A 19,479-nucleotide genomic window follows, 5' to 3' on the forward strand; every position below is an offset into this window, starting at 1 on the left:
GAAATTTGTCAGCAGGGCCCGGCTGGGCCCGCACAGTAACAGGGGAATTACATGCACGTTTTTTATGATAAAGATTGTGATCTGAGCCTAATCCAGGGCAAGAAAGTCGCCATCATTGGCTATGGTTCACAGGGGCATGCACACGCGTGCAACCTGAAAGATTCCGGCGTAGACGTCACTGTTGGCTTGCGCGCTGGGTCTTCCAGTGTAGCCAAGGCCGAGGCGCATGGTCTTAAGGTCACTGACGTGCCGGCCGCAGTTGCTGCTGCCGATGTGGTAATGATCCTTACGCCCGACGAGTTCCAGGCGCAGCTGTACAAGGAAGTAATCGAACCGAACCTGCAGCAGGGCGCGACTTTGGCTTTCGCTCACGGTTTTGCGATCCATTACAACCAGATCGTTCCGCGCAAGGACCTCGATGTGATCATGGTTGCGCCGAAGGCCCCGGGCCACACAGTGCGCACCGAATTCACCAAAGGTGGCGGTATCCCTGACCTGATTGCGATCTTCCAGGATGCTTCCGGCAACGCCAAGAACCTGGCCTTGTCCTACGCGAGCGGCATTGGCGGCGGCCGTACCGGTATCATCGAAACCACTTTCAAGGACGAGACCGAGACCGACCTGTTCGGCGAGCAGGCTGTTCTTTGCGGTGGCGCGGTCGAACTGGTCAAGGCTGGTTTTGAAACGCTGGTGGAAGCTGGTTACGAGCCTGAAATGGCGTATTTCGAGTGTCTGCACGAGCTGAAGCTGATTGTTGACCTGATGTACGAAGGCGGCATCGCCAACATGAACTACTCGATCTCAAATAATGCCGAGTACGGTGAGTATGTGACCGGCCCAGAGGTGATCAACGCCGAATCCCGTGAAGCGATGCGCAATGCACTCAAGCGCATCCAGAGCGGCGAGTACGCGAAGATGTTCATCGCTGAAGGTGCGCATAACTATCCTTCGATGACTGCTGCCCGTCGTAACAACGCGGCGCATCCCATCGAGCAAGTGGGCGAGAAGCTGCGCGGCATGATGCCGTGGATCTCTGCCAACAAGATCGTCGATAAAGACAAGAACTGATCGTTCTGCTTTGTTGCGCATGAAAGAACGCGGCCACGGCCGCGTTTTTTTATGCCTGTCCTGTAGCCATTTACAGGTCGAGTTGCCACACTGTCATTTCCGGTATCGTTGTAAGGTAACAACATGAGCGACAACCTAGAGCACGAGAAGAAGCATGGCGAAGAAGAGATACCCAGCCTGCTTTTGCCTATCGATGAGCATGTCGAAGAAGAGCGGGGGCCTGATGGCAAAAAGATTCGTCATCGGGGTATTTACCTGCTGCCAAACCTGTTTACGACGGCAGCTCTGTTTTCCGGCTTCTACGCAATCATCAGCGCAATGGACGGCAACTTCGCCAACGCCTCCATTGCTATTTTTGTAGCTATGGTGCTGGACGGGCTTGATGGCCGCGTCGCACGCATGACCAACACCCAAAGCGCATTCGGCGCCGAGTTTGATTCGCTGTCGGATATGGTTGCATTCGGCGTCGCGCCAGGGCTTGTCGCATTCACTTGGGCGCTTGCCGATTTGGGTAAGGCGGGGTGGGTCTTCGCGTTTATCTATGTTGCTGGCGCGGCGTTACGTCTGGCGCGTTTCAACACGCACATCGGCGATGAAGACAAGCGATACTTTACCGGGCTGGCTAGTCCTTCGGCTGCCGGTCTCGTCGCAGGTATGGTGTGGGCGCTCAGTGACTTCGGTGTGGATGGCGGGGATATCGCCTTGCTGGTGGGGCTGATTACTGCGCTGGCTGGGGTGCTGATGGTCAGCAACATCAAATACCACAGCTTCAAGGATCTTGATCTGAAGGGGCGGGTGCCATTTTTTGTCATCTTGCTGGTGGTGCTTGGCTTTGCGGTGGTCTCGACTGATCCGTCGCGGATCCTGTGGCTTATTTTCATTGCTTATACGGTATCGGGTCCGGTTTTCATGCTGTGGCGGCTGCGTAAACAGGGTGGTCCCGGTGCCAAGCCGGAATCGGGTGAATAGTGATGTGAAAAAACAGTTGACGCTAAATCTCACAGGCCTATAATGCGCGTCTCCCAAGTCAGGACGCTACAGAATAAGCGCTTAATAATCAATAAGTTAGCGACAATTTAGTGGTTGACAGGCTCGGGAGAAGGCGTAGAATGCGCCGCTCTGCGAAGGGCTGGATGGATCGGTTATTCGCGGTGATGAGGAAGCTCATCAAGGTTTACGGAAGGTGTTGACAGCGAGTTTGGCTCCTGTAGAATGCGCCTCCCTGGCACGGAGCAGCAGCGCTGTTCAGGCCACTCGGGCAACAAGTGAAGCAGCAAAAATACTTCACAAAATTGCTTGACGGATCAGAAGGTTAGCGTAGAATACGCGGCCTTGGTCAGGCGGAAACGCCGGCCGAATCGCTCTTTAACAATCTGAATCAAGTAATTCGTGTGGGTGCTTGCTGAATTGCTCGATGATCGCAAGATTATCAGCCAAGCAAGTTACTCTGTGAATTCATCGAGTTAATTTGTAAAAGCTGAGCCAAGTTTAGGGTTTTCTCAAAACCCAAGCAGTTTTTTAACTGAAGAGTTTGATCATGGCTCAGATTGAACGCTGGCGGCAGGCCTAACACATGCAAGTCGAGCGGTAGAGAGAAGCTTGCTTCTCTTGAGAGCGGCGGACGGGTGAGTAATACCTGGGAATCTGCCTGATAGTGGGGGATAACGTCCGGAAACGGGCGCTAATACCGCGTACGTCCTACGGGAGAAAGCAGGGGATCTTCGGACCTTGCGCTATCAGATGAGCCCAGGTCGGATTAGCTTGTTGGTGGGGTAATGGCTCACCAAGGCGACGATCCGTAACTGGTCTGAGAGGATGATCAGTCACACTGGAACTGAGACACGGTCCAGACTCCTACGGGAGGCAGCAGTGGGGAATATTGGACAATGGGCGCAAGCCTGATCCAGCCATGCCGCGTGTGTGAAGAAGGTCTTCGGATTGTAAAGCACTTTAAGTTGGGAGGAAGGGTTGTTGCCTAATACGTAGCAACTTTGACGTTACCAACAGAATAAGCACCGGCTAACTCTGTGCCAGCAGCCGCGGTAATACAGAGGGTGCAAGCGTTAATCGGAATTACTGGGCGTAAAGCGCGCGTAGGTGGTTCAGTAAGATGGGTGTGAAATCCCCGGGCTCAACCTGGGAACTGCTTTCATAACTGCTGAACTAGAGTACGGTAGAGGGTAGTGGAATTTCCTGTGTAGCGGTGAAATGCGTAGATATAGGAAGGAACACCAGTGGCGAAGGCGACTACCTGGACTGATACTGACACTGAGGTGCGAAAGCGTGGGGAGCAAACAGGATTAGATACCCTGGTAGTCCACGCCGTAAACGATGTCAACTAGCCGTTGGGAACCTTGAGTTCTTAGTGGCGCAGCTAACGCACTAAGTTGACCGCCTGGGGAGTACGGTCGCAAGATTAAAACTCAAATGAATTGACGGGGGCCCGCACAAGCGGTGGAGCATGTGGTTTAATTCGAAGCAACGCGAAGAACCTTACCTGGCCTTGACATGCTGAGAACTTTCCAGAGATGGATTGGTGCCTTCGGGAACTCAGACACAGGTGCTGCATGGCTGTCGTCAGCTCGTGTCGTGAGATGTTGGGTTAAGTCCCGTAACGAGCGCAACCCTTGTCCTTAGTTACCAGCACATAATGGTGGGCACTCTAAGGAGACTGCCGGTGACAAACCGGAGGAAGGTGGGGATGACGTCAAGTCATCATGGCCCTTACGGCCAGGGCTACACACGTGCTACAATGGGCGGTACAAAGGGTTGCCAAGCCGCGAGGTGGAGCTAATCCCGAAAAACCGTTCGTAGTCCGGATCGGAGTCTGCAACTCGACTCCGTGAAGTCGGAATCGCTAGTAATCGTGGATCAGAACGCCACGGTGAATACGTTCCCGGGCCTTGTACACACCGCCCGTCACACCATGGGAGTGGGTTGCACCAGAAGTAGCTAGTCTAACCTTCGGGAGGACGGTTACCACGGTGTGATTCATGACTGGGGTGAAGTCGTAACAAGGTAGCCGTAGGGGAACCTGCGGCTGGATCACCTCCTTAATCGATAGATCTCGACACTCTTCAAGCACTCACACGAATTACTTGATTCAAAAGAAAGGCGATTGGGTCTGTAGCTCAGTTGGTTAGAGCGCACCCCTGATAAGGGTGAGGTCGGCAGTTCGAATCTGCCCAGACCCACCAATTGTCGAGGTGCGACGGTTCTTAAAGGGGCCATAGCTCAGCTGGGAGAGCGCCTGCCTTGCACGCAGGAGGTCAGCGGTTCGATCCCGCTTGGCTCCACCAAGACAGACCGACGTACCGACGCAACAACAACGCCTTAGCTGGACCTAGAGTTCATACATGAATGATTGCCTCAGGGTAGATCATTGATGTCTGGTCTTTATACCAGCCGCTCTTTAAAAATTTGGGAAAGTGATAGAAGTAAGACAAGACATAGCACTGTGTTTCACTGCACAGGGTTATGGCTAAGGTAACTTGTAATCTCAACGCAAGTTCCGGATTGTCGTGAAATCATGTCGATATAACATGTGACTTCATCAGTCGCGCTGGCAACAGCACAGATTGTTTGGGGTTATATGGTCAAGTGAATAAGCGCATACGGTGGATGCCTTGGCAGTCAGAGGCGATGAAAGACGTTGTAGCCTGCGATAAGGTTCGGGGAGCTGGCAAACAAGCTATGATCCGGACATCTCTGAATGGGGAAACCCACCCAGCATAAGCTGGGTATCACACACTGAATACATAGGTGTGTGAGGCGAACCGGGGGAACTGAAACATCTAAGTACCCCGAGGAAAAGAAATCAACCGAGATTCCCCAAGTAGTGGCGAGCGAACGGGGAGCAGCCCTTAAGCAGTTTAGAGTTTAGTGGAACGCCCTGGAAATGGCGGCCGTAGTGGGTGATAGCCCCGTACACGAAAGGCTCTTAGCTGTGAAATCGAGTAGGACGGCGCACGTGAAACGTTGTCTGAACATGGGGGGACCATCCTCCAAGGCTAAATACTCCTGACTGACCGATAGTGAACCAGTACCGTGAGGGAAAGGCGAAAAGAACCCCTGTGAGGGGAGTGAAATAGAACCTGAAACCGTATGCGTACAAGCAGTGGGAGCGGACTTGTTCCGTGACTGCGTACCTTTTGTATAATGGGTCAGCGACTTATATTCTGTGGCGAGCTTAACCGTATAGGGGAGGCGTAGGGAAACCGAGTCTTAATAGGGCGAACAGTCGCAGGGTATAGACCCGAAACCGGGCGATCTATCCATGGGCAGGTTGAAGGTGCCGTAACAGGCACTGGAGGACCGAACCGACTACCGTTGAAAAGTTAGCGGATGACTTGTGGATAGGAGTGAAAGGCTAATCAAGCTCGGAGATAGCTGGTTCTCCTCGAAAGCTATTTAGGTAGCGCCTCGTGTATCACCACTGGGGGTAGAGCACTGTTTGGGCTAGGGGGTCATCCCGACTTACCAACCCCATGCAAACTCCGAATACCAGTGAGTGCGAGCACGGGAGACACACGGCGGGTGCTAACGTCCGTCGTGAAAAGGGAAACAACCCAGACCGTCAGCTAAGGTCCCAAAGTTATGGTTAAGTGGGAAACGATGTGGGAAGGCTTAGACAGCTAGGAGGTTGGCTTAGAAGCAGCCATCCTTTAAAGAAAGCGTAATAGCTCACTAGTCGAGTCGGCCTGCGCGGAAGATGTAACGGGGCTCAAACCATACACCGAAGCTACGGGTGCATCTTAGGATGTGCGGTAGAGGAGCGTTCTGTAAGCCTGTGAAGGTCAATTGAGAAGTTGGCTGGAGGTATCAGAAGTGCGAATGCTGACATGAGTAACGACAATGGGAGTGAAAAACTCCCACGCCGGAAGACCAAGGGTTCCTGCGCAACGTTAATCGACGCAGGGTGAGTCGACCCCTAAGGCGAGGCCGAAAGGCGTAGTCGATGGGAAACGGGTTAATATTCCCGTACTTCTAGTTACTGCGATGGGGGGACGGAGAAGGCTAGGCCAGCAAGGCGTTGGTTGTCCTTGTTTAAGGCGGTAGGCTGGGATCTTAGGTAAATCCGGGATCCTAAGGCCGAGAACCGATGACGAGCTTTCTTTTAAGAAAGCGAAGTGGTTGATGCCATGCTTCCAGGAAAAGCCTCTAAGCTTCAGGTAACTAGGAATCGTACCCCAAACCGACACAGGTGGTCAGGTAGAGAATACCAAGGCGCTTGAGAGAACTCGGGTGAAGGAACTAGGCAAAATGGCACCGTAACTTCGGGAGAAGGTGCGCCGGCTAGGGTGAAGGATTTACTCCGTAAGCTCTGGCTGGTCGAAGATACCAGGCCGCTGCAACTGTTTATTAAAAACACAGCACTCTGCAAACACGAAAGTGGACGTATAGGGTGTGACGCCTGCCCGGTGCCGGAAGGTTAATTGATGGGGTTAGCTTCGGCGAAGCTCTTGATCGAAGCCCCGGTAAACGGCGGCCGTAACTATAACGGTCCTAAGGTAGCGAAATTCCTTGTCGGGTAAGTTCCGACCTGCACGAATGGCGTAATGATGGCGGCGCTGTCTCCACCCGAGACTCAGTGAAATTGAAATCGCTGTGAAGATGCAGTGTATCCGCGGCTAGACGGAAAGACCCCGTGAACCTTTACTATAGCTTTGCACTGGACTTTGAATTTGCTTGTGTAGGATAGGTGGGAGGCTTTGAAGCGTGGACGCCAGTTCGCGTGGAGCCAACCTTGAAATACCACCCTGGCAACTTTGAGGTTCTAACTCTGGTCCGTTATCCGGATCGAGGACAGTGTATGGTGGGTAGTTTGACTGGGGCGGTCTCCTCCCAAAGAGTAACGGAGGAGTACGAAGGTGCGCTCAGCACGGTCGGAAATCGTGCGTAGAGTATAAAGGCAAAAGCGCGCTTGACTGCGAGACCAACACGTCGAGCAGGTACGAAAGTAGGTCTTAGTGATCCGGTGGTTCTGTATGGAAGGGCCATCGCTCAACGGATAAAAGGTACTCCGGGGATAACAGGCTGATACCGCCCAAGAGTTCATATCGACGGCGGTGTTTGGCACCTCGATGTCGGCTCATCACATCCTGGGGCTGAAGCCGGTCCCAAGGGTATGGCTGTTCGCCATTTAAAGTGGTACGCGAGCTGGGTTTAGAACGTCGTGAGACAGTTCGGTCCCTATCTGCCGTGGACGTTTGAGATTTGAGAGGGGCTGCTCCTAGTACGAGAGGACCGGAGTGGACGAACCTCTGGTGTTCCGGTTGTCACGCCAGTGGCATTGCCGGGTAGCTACGTTCGGAAGAGATAACCGCTGAAAGCATCTAAGCGGGAAACTTGCCTCAAGATGAGATCTCACCGGGAGCTTAACTCCCCTGAAGGGCCGTCGAAGACTACGACGTTGATAGGCTGGGTGTGTAAGCGTTGCAAGGCGTTGAGCTAACCAGTACTAATTGCCCGTGTGGCTTGACCATATAACACCCAAGCAATTTAACGTGTTATACAAGACACCGATTGAACGACAGTCTGGAACTGCAGAGATGACAGTTACCCCCTTGTCCGAGCTTCTATCACGCTCCCAACCCTTTGCGCCGTGTGGACTAAACACCGCACAGCAACGAATTGCTTGACGACCATAGAGCATTGGAACCACCTGATCCCATCCCGAACTCAGAAGTGAAACGATGCATCGCCGATGGTAGTGTGGGGTCTCCCCATGTGAGAGTAGGTCATCGTCAAGCGCTTATACCGAGAACACCCCGACCTGGAAACAGGTCGGGGTGTTCTTTTATGCGCCCAAAAATCCATCCGTAGCGAATCTCCCTGCGCCTCTGCAAAGTGGGATAGTCCGCGCCGCTGCTGGTTCTTCGGTTTTAGGATGTACCATTTACAGAACGAGACACGCCTATCGGACCCAGGCGCCGGTTTTACCTCGTGCTTGAGGCGGGGTTAACGGTTCGGTCCGCAGCGACCCCGGTTTTCCAGTTGCCAGACGGTTATTCGTCGCAAGGCGCTGCCGGCATCCTATGCGGTATACTTCCAAGCTAATTTTCCACTGACGCGGCCCATGTTCGGGCCGGGCTTGATACTGAGGAGACCGCCATGAACCAGGACCGCGTTGTTATTTTTGATACTACTCTTCGTGACGGTGAGCAGAGCCCCGGCGCATCGATGACTGGCGAGGAAAAGCTGCGAATCGCCAAGGCGCTGGAAAAGCTCAAGGTCGATGTAATCGAAGCAGGCTTCGCCATAGCCAGTCCCGGCGACTTCGCAGCGGTTAAGACAATAGCGGACAACATCAAGGACAGTACGGTTTGTAGTCTTGCTCGTGCAGTGGAAGCTGATATCGAACGGGCTGCTGAGGCGCTTGCTGGGGCAAACTCGGGACGGATTCATACTTTTATAGCGACCAGCCCGATACACATGCAGCATAAGCTGCGTCTGGCTCCCGACCAGGTGCTTGAGCAGGCAGTGCACGCCGTTAAGTACGCCCGTAATCTCTGCAATGACGTCGAGTTTTCTTGCGAAGACGCAGGTCGATCCGAAATCGATTTTCTGTGCCGGATCATCGAAGCGGCCATCAATGCCGGTGCACGCACCATCAATATTCCGGATACCGTTGGGTATTCCATTCCACATCAGTTTGGCGAGACGATCCGCCAGATCATCGAACGGGTGCCCAATTCCGATCAAGCCATCTTTTCCGTGCATTGTCACAATGACTTGGGCCTGGCGGTCGCTAACTCACTCGCGGCAGTATGCGCAGGTGCCAGACAGGTGGAATGTACGATCAATGGGCTTGGCGAACGTGCTGGTAATGCCGCGCTTGAAGAAATCGTGATGGCGATCAAAACGCGTCAAGACATTCTCGGTGTACAGACCAGCATCGTTACTGAAAACATCCTCAGTACTTCGCGTCTGGTATCCGGGATTACCGGTTTCCCGGTTCAACCAAACAAGGCGATCGTGGGCGCCAATGCCTTTGCCCATGAATCGGGAATTCATCAGGACGGCGTCATCAAGCATCGGGAAACCTATGAGATTATGAGCGCCCAGTCCGTCGGTTGGCATACCAACCGCTTGTCGCTGGGAAAGCTTTCGGGGCGGAATGCGTTCCGTAGCCGTCTGGATGAGTTGGGGATCCAATTACCAGGTGAAGCTGAGCTGAACGCTGCGTTTAGTCGCTTCAAGGAATTAGCAGACAAGAAGCACGAAATCTTTGATGAAGACCTGCAAGCGCTGGTCTCGGATACGCTTACCGAAGCGGTCGAACACATCAAGCTGGTTTCTCTGGATGTCGCGTCACGCACGGGTGAGACGCCCCTGGCCCGGGTAGCGGTGAATGTCGACGGGGTAGAGCGGGAGGCGCAGTCAGAGGGCTCGGGCCCGGTGGATGCTACATTCAAGGCCATCGAGCAAATCATCCAATCCAACGCGACGTTGCAGCTTTATTCTGTCAACGCCATCACCCAGGGCACCGATTCCCAAGGGGAGGTGACGGTCAGGTTGGAGCGGGCAGGCCGTATCGTCAATGGCAACGGCGCGGATACCGATATTGTGATCGCCTCGGCCAAAGCCTATATCAATGCGCTTAATCTGATCCAGGCCGGTGCACTCAAGGCGCACCCGCAAGCGGCTGGCGTTTAATGCTTGAGCAAACGCGACTGTCCTATCTGGAGGCCATGGGGGTAGCCAATTGGGTGCCCCGTGACGTGTTGCCCAACGCAGCGCAACGTGCCCCCGCCGATATACCCAACCCTCCAAAACAGCGTGCCCCGGAGCGTATAGACGTAGAGCAAACAATAACCTCAGCTGCTTCCAACTCTGAGATCGAGCACCAGCCTGTCAGGAAGCGGGTTCCCATCCCGGTCCCGCGTCCCGGTAGTTCAGCGAAAGCGCCAGTAGTCGAGGCACCCGTTTCTGCACCTGTTTCGCTTGAACAAACTGCCCCTGCAGCGCCCGTGCGTCCATTCTATATGCAGCTTTGGTTGGCTGGCCCCTGTGCATTGTTGATCGAAACTGAAGAGCCAGGACTGGAAAGCGCCTCTGCTTCGTTCCGGCTACTCAATGAAATCCTGCGAGCGGCTCAATTGCCGACGCCAGCCCGGCTTTATGCTGACTTTCATTGGCCTTTGACCCGTAACCGGCAGCTGGATAACAGTGCCGTGGCCGCCAGTCAGGGGCTACAGGCATTCATGCAAGCACGCCTGGAAGCTCAACAGATCAGCTCCATCGGTTGTTTCGGCACTCACACTGTCTTGCTTAGTGACCCCGATGCGGAGTCCATCGCAGCGTTGGCCGGGCGGGTCGAATCGATTGAGCAGCTCCCACCGGCATGGTTTGTGCCCTCGCTGGAAGATCTGATGACCGCGCCCGAGGAAAAACGCAAGCTCTGGCATTTTCTTAAACGTATAAGGTCGCATTGGACGCTAGTGAATGACTGATCTGTATTTCCGCCCGATGGGCGAGGTCGATGTCGAGACAGTGCTGGAAATCGAATGTTCTGCTTTTTCGCACCCTTGGACGCGTGGCATTTTCCTCGATTGTATTCGTTCCGGTTATGAGTGCTGGGTGTTTTTCGAGGGCGACAAGCAAATAGGCCACGGCGTATTGTCAGCCGCAGCGCAGGAATCTCATCTGCTCAATCTGACTGTCCGCCCGGACCGCCAGGGCCGGGGTTACGGCTTGCAAATGCTCGAGCATCTGATGGAGAGCGCAAAACTCCGTGACGCCGAGGTCACGTTCCTCGAGGTTCGAGAATCAAACCTTTCAGCGATTCGCTTATATGAGCGCTCCGGCTTTAACGAGATCGGCCGGCGCCGCGGCTATTATCCTGCAGCGCAGGGGAGGGAGGATGCTCTGGTGATGGCCTTCTCTCTATTGGATTAATCTCGTCACGTCAGTCGGTTTGAATGGCCGACACTGCACGTTGCTCCCAAACGATCTCAACAGGTGAATGCATGCACGACCTTACACAGCTGTTCGAAAACAACCGTGAATGGGCCGAATCCATCAAACAGGAGGATCCGGATTTTTTCGCCAAGCTGGCCGGTCAGCAGGCGCCGGAGTTTCTTTGGATTGGCTGTGCAGATTCCCGCGTACCTGCTAACGAGATCGTCGGCTTGCTTCCGGGTGAGTTATTTGTCCATCGCAACATTGCCAACGTCGTGCTACATACGGATCTGAACTGTCTTTCGGTGATGCAATTTGCCGTGGATGTGCTCAAGATCAAACACATCATCGTGACCGGTCACTACGGGTGTGGTGGCGTTAAGGCGGCGATGAGCAACAGACAGCTGGGCCTGAGCGACGGCTGGCTCAGATCGATTCGCGACCTGTATTTCGAACAACGTGAACGGTTACGGCTGATTGAGGACGAAGAGACGCGTCTGGATCGAATGTGTGAAATGAACGTCATCCGCCAGGTAGCCAACGCCAGCCATACCAGTATCGTTCAGAACGCCTGGCACCGCGGCCAGCCGCTGGCGGTCCACGGCTTCATTTACGGTATCAAGAATGGTCATCTGAAAAATCTCGACGTCACCGTGACTGGGCCGGAGCAAATTCCCGAGCAATACCGCCTTAGCCCACCCTGATGCGCAACGAGCGATACTGGGCGGTAGTCGGACTGGTGGTTTGCACGCTGGCCTGGGCAGGAAATGCGCTGGTGGCCCGTGCGACGGCGGGTGACTTACCGCCCATAGGCTTGTCATTCTGGCGATGGACCACCGCGATGGGGCTATTGCTGCCCTTCACCGTTCGCGGCTTGTGGCAGTACCGCGACGTATTGCTCGCACGATGGCGCCACGTTGTCGTGCTTGCGGCCTTGAGTATCTCTTCCTACAACACCTTGCTCTATCAGGCAGCGCAGAGCACCACTGCAATCAATCTGACGCTGGTTAATACGGGTTTGCCTGTTGCTGCCTTCGTCTGGTCTGTGTTGCTGCTGCGCATTTGGCCGAGCAGGTTGACGCTGCTTGGCACGCTGCTGTCTTTCTTCGGTCTGCTGATCATCCTCAGTACCGGGCAGCCTGAACGGCTACTGTCGCTGGAGTTCAATAAGGGCGACCTGATCATGGTCCTGGCGGTTTTATGCTGGGGGCTCTATTCGGTCTTGCTGCGGCATTGGATGTTGCCGGTGCCCGGACTGGTCCAGCTGGCTGCGCTGCTGATATGTGGCGTGCCGATCCTGTTGCCGTTTTATCTGTGGGAATACAGTACTACCGGCGCGATGCCGGTGACTGCGCAGGCTATGGGCGCAGTCGGTTATACGGCGGTCTTCGCGTCCTTGCTCGCCTATTGGGCGTGGAACAATGGCGTGAGAGTGCTGGGGCCGGCCACAGCATCACTGTTCAGTTATCTGATGCCGGTATTTGCGGCCATGCTGAGCGTGCTGATTCTGGATGAGCAGTTGCGATGGTTCCACTTTGCCGGCGGAACACTGACCTTCCTTGGCCTGGTTCTGGCTACGCGACCGGGGCACGCGCGGTAATCCGAACGGCCCGCTGCGGTCATTATTAACTGATGCTCATCAGGCTCGCATTGCCTCCGGCCGCTGCAGTGTTGATGCTCAATGATCTTTCTATATAAAGGCGTTCAAGCAATATATCTCGCTCCCCCTGCGCATGACCCTGAACGCCGACAATCGGCCCGCTGCGTTGAGCCAGTATTTTGCAGATTTCGCACAACTGATCGGAGTCGCCATGATGCAGAACGGCTTCGAACTCAGTGTCTTCATCCTCCCAGTTTGCAGTCCTGTCGATACGGGCCTGTACCGGAGTGGGGAGACGTGAAAGCAGGGTCTGGGTAACTTCGTCTTCAGGCCAGACCGCCATGCAGCCAACAGAAAGCAGCGCAGCCAATTGGATCAGGCGATCCTGCTCTGCGTCCGCCAGGCACAGTACGCGTTCTCGCGGCAATATTGTGTAGGTATTGCGCTCACCCGTCGGGCCTGGCAACACGCGCGTCAATCCACTCTGTGACAGAGCCGCAAATGCAGCGCAAGCGTCCGCTAACGCTGGATTGCGCTGCTCGTCGGCCCAGGCTCGTAGTGCTTGAGCCGGAACGTCTATGCGCTCGGCCAGGCGCTCACGCATGCGAGTCTCGGTTTCGCTTTCGCTCCCCATGCGCTCGAAGGTGGGCGTTGCGCCTTGAGCTGGGTAGCTGGATAACAAGCGATACATATACAGCGGGCCGCCGGCCTTGGGGCCGGTGCCAGAGAGCCCCTCGCCACCGAAGGGCTGCACGCCCACTACTGCACCGACCATATTGCGGTTGACGTACAGATTGCCGACACGGGCCCTGTTTACTACCCGCTCGATGGTCTCGTCTATGCGCGTATGTACACCAAGCGTCAGCCCGTAGCCGGTGTGATTGATCTGGTCCAGCAGGTCCGGCAGGTCTTCGCGTCTATATCGGAGCACATGTAATACCGGGCCGAACACCTCACGCTGGAGTTCTGCCAGGCTTTCGATTTCGATCAACGTCGGAAGTACGTAGGTCCCCCGGTTCAAAGCGTCTGGCTCATGGCGTCCAGCTTGTACGACGCGAAGCCCCTTCTCGCGCATCTCGGTGATATGACGTTCGATTGTAGCCCTTGCCTCGGCGTCGATCACCGGGCCCACATCGGTAGCGAGGTTGCCGGGGTCGCCGACACTATATCCGGCGAACGTGCCCTCCAGCATCCACAGCAGACGCTCGGCTACGTCTTCCTGTACGCAGAGCACGCGCAGGGCGGAGCAGCGTTGCCCGGCGCTGTCGAAGGCGGACTCGACCACATCAGCTACAACCTGTTCGGTCAGGGCAGACGAATCGACGATCATGGCGTTCTGGCCGCCTGTCTCGGCTATCAAGGGAATCGGGCGCCCCTGTACATCCAGACGGCCGGCCAGCGTTCGCGAGATGATGCTTGCGACCTCGGTTGAGCCGGTAAACATCACCCCCCTGATTCGCTCGTCACTTACTAGCACGTTACCCAATGCCGCGCCGTCACCCGGAAGCAGCTGAACCGCGCCTTCGGGTACCCCAGCATCCAGCAGGAATCGAATAGCCTGTGCAGCGACAAGCGGCGTCTGTTCAGCCGGCTTGGCAATCACTGTGTTTCCGGCGGCCAGCGCAGCCACCACCTGGCCAGTAAAGATCGCCAGCGGGAAATTCCACGGGCTGATGCATAGCACTGTACCCAGTGGACGGTGGGTATCGTTGTTGAAGTCTTCACGGGCTATGCGTGCATAGAAGCGTATAAAGTCGACCGCCTCGCGCACTTCGGCGATACCATTGGAAAAGGTTTTTCCGGCTTCGCGCGCCAGTAGGCCGAGCAGGGGCTCGATGTGCGACTCCATCACATCAGCGGCTCGCTCGAGGATGGCGGCACGTTCCGCCGCCGGTGTCGCTTGCCATATGGGCGCTGCGATCTGTGCGGCCTGCAGGGCATCGCGTGCCTCCTGCTCGGAAGCGTTGCGTACCTGGCCCACGCAGTCGCGCAGGTCAGCCGGATTGCGTACGTCTTCCCCGTTCCCTTTCGCAACAGGGCAGCCAAGCATGGGCTGGGCGCGCCATTGTTGCTGGGTGCTGGCGAGTAGCGCGCTGGAAAGCGAGGCGAGACGCTGCTCGTTGGACAGATCTATGCCGCTGGAATTGGCGCGCCCTTTTCCATACAGATCGCGTGGAAGAGGGATCCGCGGGTGCGGCAGGCCCAGTGCGCCTTCGTCGGCAGCAGCCTGTTGCACGGTAGCGACAGGATCTTCGACCAGTTCGCCGATGGAGACTGAGCGATCAGCAATGCGATTGACGAAGGACGTGTTGGCGCCATTCTCCAGAAGCCGGCGCACGAGGTAGGCGAGCAGAGTTTCGTGGGTGCCCACCGGGGCGTAAATGCGGCACGGGCGATTCAGTTTGCCCTCTGTGGTCTTGCCGACCACCTGATCGTACAGCGGCTCGCCCATACCGTGCAGACATTGGAACTCGTACTGGCCGGGATAATAGTTCTGTCCGGCCAGATGGTAGATCGTCGCCAGCGAATGCGCATTGTGTGTCGCAAACTGGGGATATACCGCGTCCGGCGCTGCCAGCAGTTTGCGGGCACAGGCTATATAGGAAACGTCGGTGTACATTTTGCGGGTGAACACCGGGTATCCCTCAAGCCCTTCAAGCTGGGCGAGCTTTATTTCGGTGTCCCAGTAGGCGCCCTTTACCAGGCGAATCATCAGGCGATGGCTGCTGCGACGCGCCAGGTCGATAAGGAAATCGATCACGTACGGGCAGCGCTTCTGGTAAGCCTGAATAACGAACCCGATCCCATTCCAACCACGCAGCTCCGGGTCAAAGCACAGCCGTTCGAGAAGGTCGAGGGATAGCTCCAGGCGGTCGGCTTCCTCGGCGTCGATATTGATGCCGATGTCGTATTGTCGACCCAGCCGTACCAGCTCGAGTAAGCGAGGATAGAGCTCGTCGATTACCAGATCATATTGCGCACGGCTGTAACGTGGGTGCAGGGCGGATAGCTTTATGGAAATGCCGGGCCCTTCGTAGATACCGCGGCCATTTGAGGCTTTGCCAATGGCGTGAATGGCTTGTTCGTAGGAGCTCATATAGGTGCGAGCGTCCCCTTCAGTCATCGCCGCCTCGCCGAGCATGTCGTAGGAATAGCGGAAGCCCTGCTTTTCCAGTCTGGATGCATTGGCCAGTGCCTCGCCAATGGTTTCGCCGGTCACAAACTGTTCGCCCATCATGCGCATGGCCATGTCCACAGCCTTGCGGATAACCGGTTCGCCACTCTTGCCGATGATGCGATTGAGGGACCGCGTCATGCCTGCTTCGTTATGCGTCGACACCAGTCGCCCAGTAACCAGAAGCCCCCAGGAAGCTGCGTTGACGAACATCGAGGGGCTGTGTCCCAGATGCTGTTGCCAGTTGCCGTTGCTGATCTTGTCGCGAATCAGCGCGTCGCGGGTGCCCTTGTCCGGAATGCGCAGCAAGGCCTCGGCCAGGCACATCAGCGCAACCCCTTCCTGGGAGGATAGCGAGAACTCCTGGAGCAGGCCCTGCACCAGTCCGGCTCGGCCGCTGGCGCCCTTGCGCGCCCGCAGCTGCTCGGCGAGCCGATAAGCCAGCTCGTGGCTGGATCTGGCGAGCTGTTCCGGGACGCGGGCCTGCTCCAGTAACAGCGGCACAATTTCCGGCTCTGGCCGGCGATAGGCTGCCGTGATGGCTGCGCGGAGCACCGTTTGCGGCAGAATGCTCTGGGCAAATTCAAGAAACGGCTGAAAAGAGTGTTCCGCCAGTTCATTGATGGCGCCGCTATCGCCAGGTTCTATGCGCTGAGCCAGGGCCGCCAGCTCGGGCATTTCGACGCCACGTTCCAGGGTCTCCAGATAGCTGAATATCGCCTGCTTGATGAGCCAGTGCGGCGTGCGATCGAGGCGTGCAGCTGCGTCCTTCAAGCGGTTACGGGTAGCTTCGTCCAGCTTTACGCCGAGTGTGGTGTTGGCCATACGCTTATGCTCCGTTAACCGACTCCAGGCAAGCAGTCAGTATTGGTCAAAAATGCACGCTAAGCCAAAGGTGCAACCGGGTGCAACCTGTATCAGGCGAGTGAAGTGTTCGCTTTGGACTAATGGCCGCTGCGCGCATGCGTGGTCGAACCAGCGGCACCGTTAACGCAATTAGCAGAGATAGTTGGTTATGGCGGAGGCACGGGCATGCAGAGCGAGGAGGGCGCGGACAAGGTTGACGGAAGGAAGGAGTCAGCGAGACGTTATTTCCAGCGCAATAAAAAAGGGCCTAGCCGAAGCTAAGCCCTTGAATAGGTTGGTGGCTACACCTGGACTTGAACCAGGGACCCCAGCATTATGAATGCTGTGCTCTAACCAACTGAGCTATGTAGCCATCCGAGGCGCGCATTATTCCCATCTGCGAAAATATTGTCAAGGGCAGGAGCGTGTCGTTCCTTAAAATTTTCAATCGCTTAGCCAGGTTCGCAGCGGGTGCGAAGCGCACGCCGCTGCGCACACCTGTTAGCCCAGTTCGGGTTGGGCTTCTCGCACCTGCACATCCGGTAGGGTGCCGCCTATAAATTCCACGCTGCGACGCGGGAACGCAAAATCCACCTCCATGTCTTCCAGGCCCTTCATGATGCCCAGGTTGATTTCCTGCTGGATGTCCATGTACTCGTTGTAATCGGCGGTTTGCACGATATGCACGACTTCAAAGTTGAGTTTGCTTTCTCCGAAGGCAGAAAAATGAGCCCGGTCAAATTTGGTCTTGTCGACACGTTCGATTACCCGGCGAACCATTTGTCCGACCTCACGCACTTTTTCTGACGGGGTCCGGTAACTGATGCCGAAGCCAAAAACGATCCGCCGGGTCTGCATGCGTTTGTAGTTGTGCAGAGTTTGCGAGAGGAGGTCGGCGTTCGCGCAGACGATCTGTTCACCGCTGAGGCTGCGGATCCGGGTTGTCTTGAGTCCGATATGTTCGATGTTGCCGGCGACTTCTCCGAACACCACGAAATCACCAATTTCGAAGGGTTTGTCGATGCCGATGGATAAAGAGGCAAACACATCGCTGAGGAGGGTTTGTACGGCTAACGCAATGGCAATGCCGCCCACCCCAAGGCTGGCGACCATGGCGGTGATATCCACGCCCAGGTTAGCCAGAATTGAAAGCAGCATCATCGTCCAGACTACGATACGTATCATGATGCCGATGATGGTTGTGGTCACCGGGTTACGCGTCTTGCCGTCCCGCGTGAGACTGTCCGTCCAGAGCCGTACTGCCATATCCAGCCAGAGGGCTATCTGAAAGGCGAGGGCAATAAACCAGCCATGGGACATGGCTTCTTCCCACCGGGGGGAAAGCTCCACCGCCTTGAGGCCGATCAGTAGCGAGAATGCGAGGATGAGGAGTCGGCTGGTATTGCGTAATAACTGCGCGACAAAGAAGTAGCTCCTCGCGCGTCGGTGCTTGGCCAGCCCGTCCAGTCGCCGACTGACTATGCCCAGTACCGCACTCAACAGGATGTAACTGCCGATGGTGATGCCACAGAGGATTATCAGATCGAACAGCAACGAATTAGTCCAGAAAGCTTCCCAATTCATACCTCGAATTCTCCCGAAACGTAGGAAAGGCGATATGGATTCTGGCGGTGTTGTGCTGGATAAGTTCCTTCCCCGCTGACCTCGGCAGCGGCAGCCATTAGTTTGCGGGCAAGAAAAAGCCGCCCGGAGGCGGCTTCGCAAGGCCTGATCTAAGATTCAGGATGGATTAGACGTTGAAGCGGAAGTGCATAACGTCGCCGTCCTTGACGATGTACTCCTTGCCTTCCAGGCGCCATTTGCCCGCTTCCTTGGCGCCGGCTTCGCCGTTGTATTTGATGAAGTCCTCGTAGGCGATGACTTCGGCACGAATGAAGCCTTTCTCGAAGTCGGTGTGAATGACTGCGGCAGCCTGAGGCGCGGTCGCCCCTACCTTGACTGTCCAGGCACGCACTTCCTTCACGCCGGCGGTGAAGTAGGTTTGCAGGTTCAATAATTCGTAGCCGGCACGGATCACGCGGTTCAGCCCGGGCTCTTCCATGCCGATGGCTTCGAGGAACATGTCCTTCTCTTCGCCGTCGTCAAGCTCAGCAATCTCGGCTTCGATCTTGTTGCAGACCGGCACGACGAGCGCGCCTTCTGCTTCCGCGATGCCGCGTACAACGTCCAGGTGCGGATTGTTCTCGAAGCCGTCTTCGGCCACGTTGGCAATGTACATCACGGGTTTGCTGGTCAGCAGATGAAGGCTCTTGATCAGTTTCTTTTCGTCATCGGCCAGATCGCTCAATAGCGAACGTGCAGGTTTGCCCTCAGAAAAATGCGGGATCAGCTTCTCGATCAAGGCCTTCAGCGCCACCGCTTCCTTGTCGCCCCCTTTAGCGTTGCGGGTAACGCGCTGCAGTTGCTTCTCGCAGCTGTCGAGGTCGGCAAAAATCAATTCCAGATCGATGATCTCGATGTCTCGCTTGGGATCGACTGTATTAGAAACGTGGATGACGTTCTCGTCTTCGAAGCAGCGCACAACGTGGGCGATGGCATCGGTCTCGCGAATATTGGCGAGAAACTGGTTGCCCAGGCCTTCGCCCTTCGATGCGCCTTCAACCAGGCCGGCGATATCGACGAACTCCATGGTGGTAGCCAGGGTCTTTTGCGGCTTGACGATGGCCGCCAGGGCGTCCAGGCGCGGATCGGGCATGGGCACGATGCCGCTGTTCGGCTCAATGGTGCAGAAGGGAAAGTTTTCAGCACCGATGCCGGCTTTGGTCAAGGCATTGAACAGAGTGGATTTGCCTACGTTAGGCAAGCCGACAATCCCGCAATTGAAACCCATACTGGTGTCCTCTGCCGCGTTCGCGGCGGATAAGTG

General features: G+C 55.9%; 10 protein-coding genes, 3 tRNA genes and 3 rRNA genes. 12 read left to right on the forward strand and 4 right to left on the reverse strand.

Annotated features, from left to right (window positions below):
* Positions 1 to 51: 51 nt before the first annotated feature.
* From ilvC to HG264_RS16185, 12 genes are all read left to right on the forward strand, one after another.
* Entirely contained in the window at positions 52 to 1,068 is a 1,017-nt protein-coding gene (ilvC, locus tag HG264_RS16130) for a ketol-acid reductoisomerase (protein ID WP_169408559.1), read from the forward strand.
* Positions 1,069 to 1,191: 123 nt separating this feature from the next.
* Entirely contained in the window at positions 1,192 to 2,037 is an 846-nt protein-coding gene (gene pssA / locus HG264_RS16135) for a CDP-diacylglycerol--serine O-phosphatidyltransferase (RefSeq protein WP_169408560.1), read from the forward strand.
* A 550-nt stretch (positions 2,038 to 2,587) separates the two neighbouring features.
* Positions 2,588 to 4,124: ribosomal RNA gene (locus HG264_RS16140) — 16S ribosomal RNA — on the forward strand.
* Positions 4,125 to 4,188: 64 nt separating this feature from the next.
* A tRNA-Ile gene (locus HG264_RS16145) sits at positions 4,189 to 4,265 on the forward strand.
* A 26-nt stretch (positions 4,266 to 4,291) separates the two neighbouring features.
* A tRNA-Ala gene (locus HG264_RS16150) sits at positions 4,292 to 4,367 on the forward strand.
* 295 nt (positions 4,368 to 4,662) lie between these two features.
* A 23S ribosomal RNA gene (locus tag HG264_RS16155) occupies positions 4,663 to 7,553 on the forward strand.
* A gap of 151 nt (positions 7,554 to 7,704) precedes the next feature.
* Positions 7,705 to 7,820, forward strand: a 5S ribosomal RNA gene (gene rrf, locus HG264_RS16160).
* Together the 16S, 23S and 5S rRNA genes with 2 tRNA genes alongside form the textbook arrangement of a ribosomal RNA operon.
* Before the next feature lie 361 nt (positions 7,821 to 8,181).
* Complete coding sequence (locus tag HG264_RS16165) at positions 8,182 to 9,726, forward strand: 2-isopropylmalate synthase (RefSeq protein WP_169408561.1); 1,545 nt, start codon at positions 8,182 to 8,184, stop codon at positions 9,724 to 9,726.
* Between the two features lie 314 nt (positions 9,727 to 10,040).
* Positions 10,041 to 10,523 (forward strand): hypothetical protein, encoded by a 483-nt coding sequence (locus HG264_RS16170; RefSeq protein ID WP_169408562.1) that lies wholly within the window; start codon positions 10,041 to 10,043, stop codon positions 10,521 to 10,523.
* Complete coding sequence (gene rimI / locus HG264_RS16175; RefSeq protein WP_169408563.1) at positions 10,516 to 10,968, forward strand: ribosomal protein S18-alanine N-acetyltransferase; 453 nt, start codon at positions 10,516 to 10,518, stop codon at positions 10,966 to 10,968. Before HG264_RS16170 ends, rimI begins: the two co-directional genes overlap by 8 nt.
* A 71-nt stretch (positions 10,969 to 11,039) precedes the next feature.
* On the forward strand, positions 11,040 to 11,675 hold the full coding sequence (gene can / locus HG264_RS16180; protein ID WP_169408564.1) for a carbonate dehydratase: 636 nt from the start codon (positions 11,040 to 11,042) through the stop codon (positions 11,673 to 11,675).
* Entirely contained in the window at positions 11,675 to 12,571 is an 897-nt protein-coding gene (locus tag HG264_RS16185) for a DMT family transporter (RefSeq protein WP_169408565.1), read from the forward strand. Before can ends, HG264_RS16185 begins: the two co-directional genes overlap by 1 nt.
* A gap of 25 nt (positions 12,572 to 12,596) precedes the next feature.
* On the opposite strand, the gene putA is transcribed toward HG264_RS16185, so the two are convergent.
* The 4 genes from putA to ychF all read right to left on the reverse strand — a co-directional run bounded on the left by putA (position 12,597) and on the right by ychF (position 19,443).
* On the reverse strand, positions 12,597 to 16,571 hold the full coding sequence (putA, locus tag HG264_RS16190; RefSeq protein WP_169408566.1) for a trifunctional transcriptional regulator/proline dehydrogenase/L-glutamate gamma-semialdehyde dehydrogenase: 3,975 nt from the start codon (positions 16,569 to 16,571) through the stop codon (positions 12,597 to 12,599).
* Between the two features lie 317 nt (positions 16,572 to 16,888).
* A tRNA-Met gene (locus tag HG264_RS16195) sits at positions 16,889 to 16,965 on the reverse strand.
* A gap of 128 nt (positions 16,966 to 17,093) precedes the next feature.
* Positions 17,094 to 18,176 carry a mechanosensitive ion channel family protein gene (locus HG264_RS16200; protein WP_169408567.1) on the reverse strand — a complete coding sequence of 361 codons (1,083 nt, stop codon included), beginning with the start codon at positions 18,174 to 18,176 and terminating at the stop codon, positions 17,094 to 17,096.
* Between the two features lie 166 nt (positions 18,177 to 18,342).
* Positions 18,343 to 19,443, reverse strand: coding sequence for a redox-regulated ATPase YchF (gene ychF, locus HG264_RS16205; protein ID WP_169408568.1), 1,101 nt, complete (start codon positions 19,441 to 19,443; stop codon positions 18,343 to 18,345).
* Between the last annotated feature and the right edge of the window lie 36 nt (positions 19,444 to 19,479).

The organism is Pseudomonas sp. gcc21 (assembly GCF_012844345.1).
GTDB lineage: Bacteria > Pseudomonadota > Gammaproteobacteria > Pseudomonadales > Pseudomonadaceae > Halopseudomonas.

What these genes read in the sequence shown, in the direction of transcription:
- ilvC (WP_169408559.1), top strand. Translation starts at nt 52, where the DNA reads ATGCACGTTTTTTATGATAAAGATTGTGATCTGAGCCTAATCCAGGGC.
- pssA (WP_169408560.1), top strand. Translation starts at nt 1,192, where the DNA reads ATGAGCGACAACCTAGAGCACGAGAAGAAGCATGGCGAAGAAGAGATA.
- HG264_RS16165 (WP_169408561.1), top strand. Translation starts at nt 8,182, where the DNA reads ATGAACCAGGACCGCGTTGTTATTTTTGATACTACTCTTCGTGACGGT.
- rimI (WP_169408563.1), top strand. Translation starts at nt 10,516, where the DNA reads ATGACTGATCTGTATTTCCGCCCGATGGGCGAGGTCGATGTCGAGACA.
- can (WP_169408564.1), top strand. Translation starts at nt 11,040, where the DNA reads ATGCACGACCTTACACAGCTGTTCGAAAACAACCGTGAATGGGCCGAA.
- HG264_RS16185 (WP_169408565.1), top strand. Translation starts at nt 11,675, where the DNA reads ATGCGCAACGAGCGATACTGGGCGGTAGTCGGACTGGTGGTTTGCACG.
- putA (WP_169408566.1), bottom strand. Translation starts at nt 16,571, where the DNA reads ATGGCCAACACCACACTCGGCGTAAAGCTGGACGAAGCTACCCGTAAC.
- HG264_RS16200 (WP_169408567.1), bottom strand. Translation starts at nt 18,176, where the DNA reads ATGAATTGGGAAGCTTTCTGGACTAATTCGTTGCTGTTCGATCTGATA.
- ychF (WP_169408568.1), bottom strand. Translation starts at nt 19,443, where the DNA reads ATGGGTTTCAATTGCGGGATTGTCGGCTTGCCTAACGTAGGCAAATCC.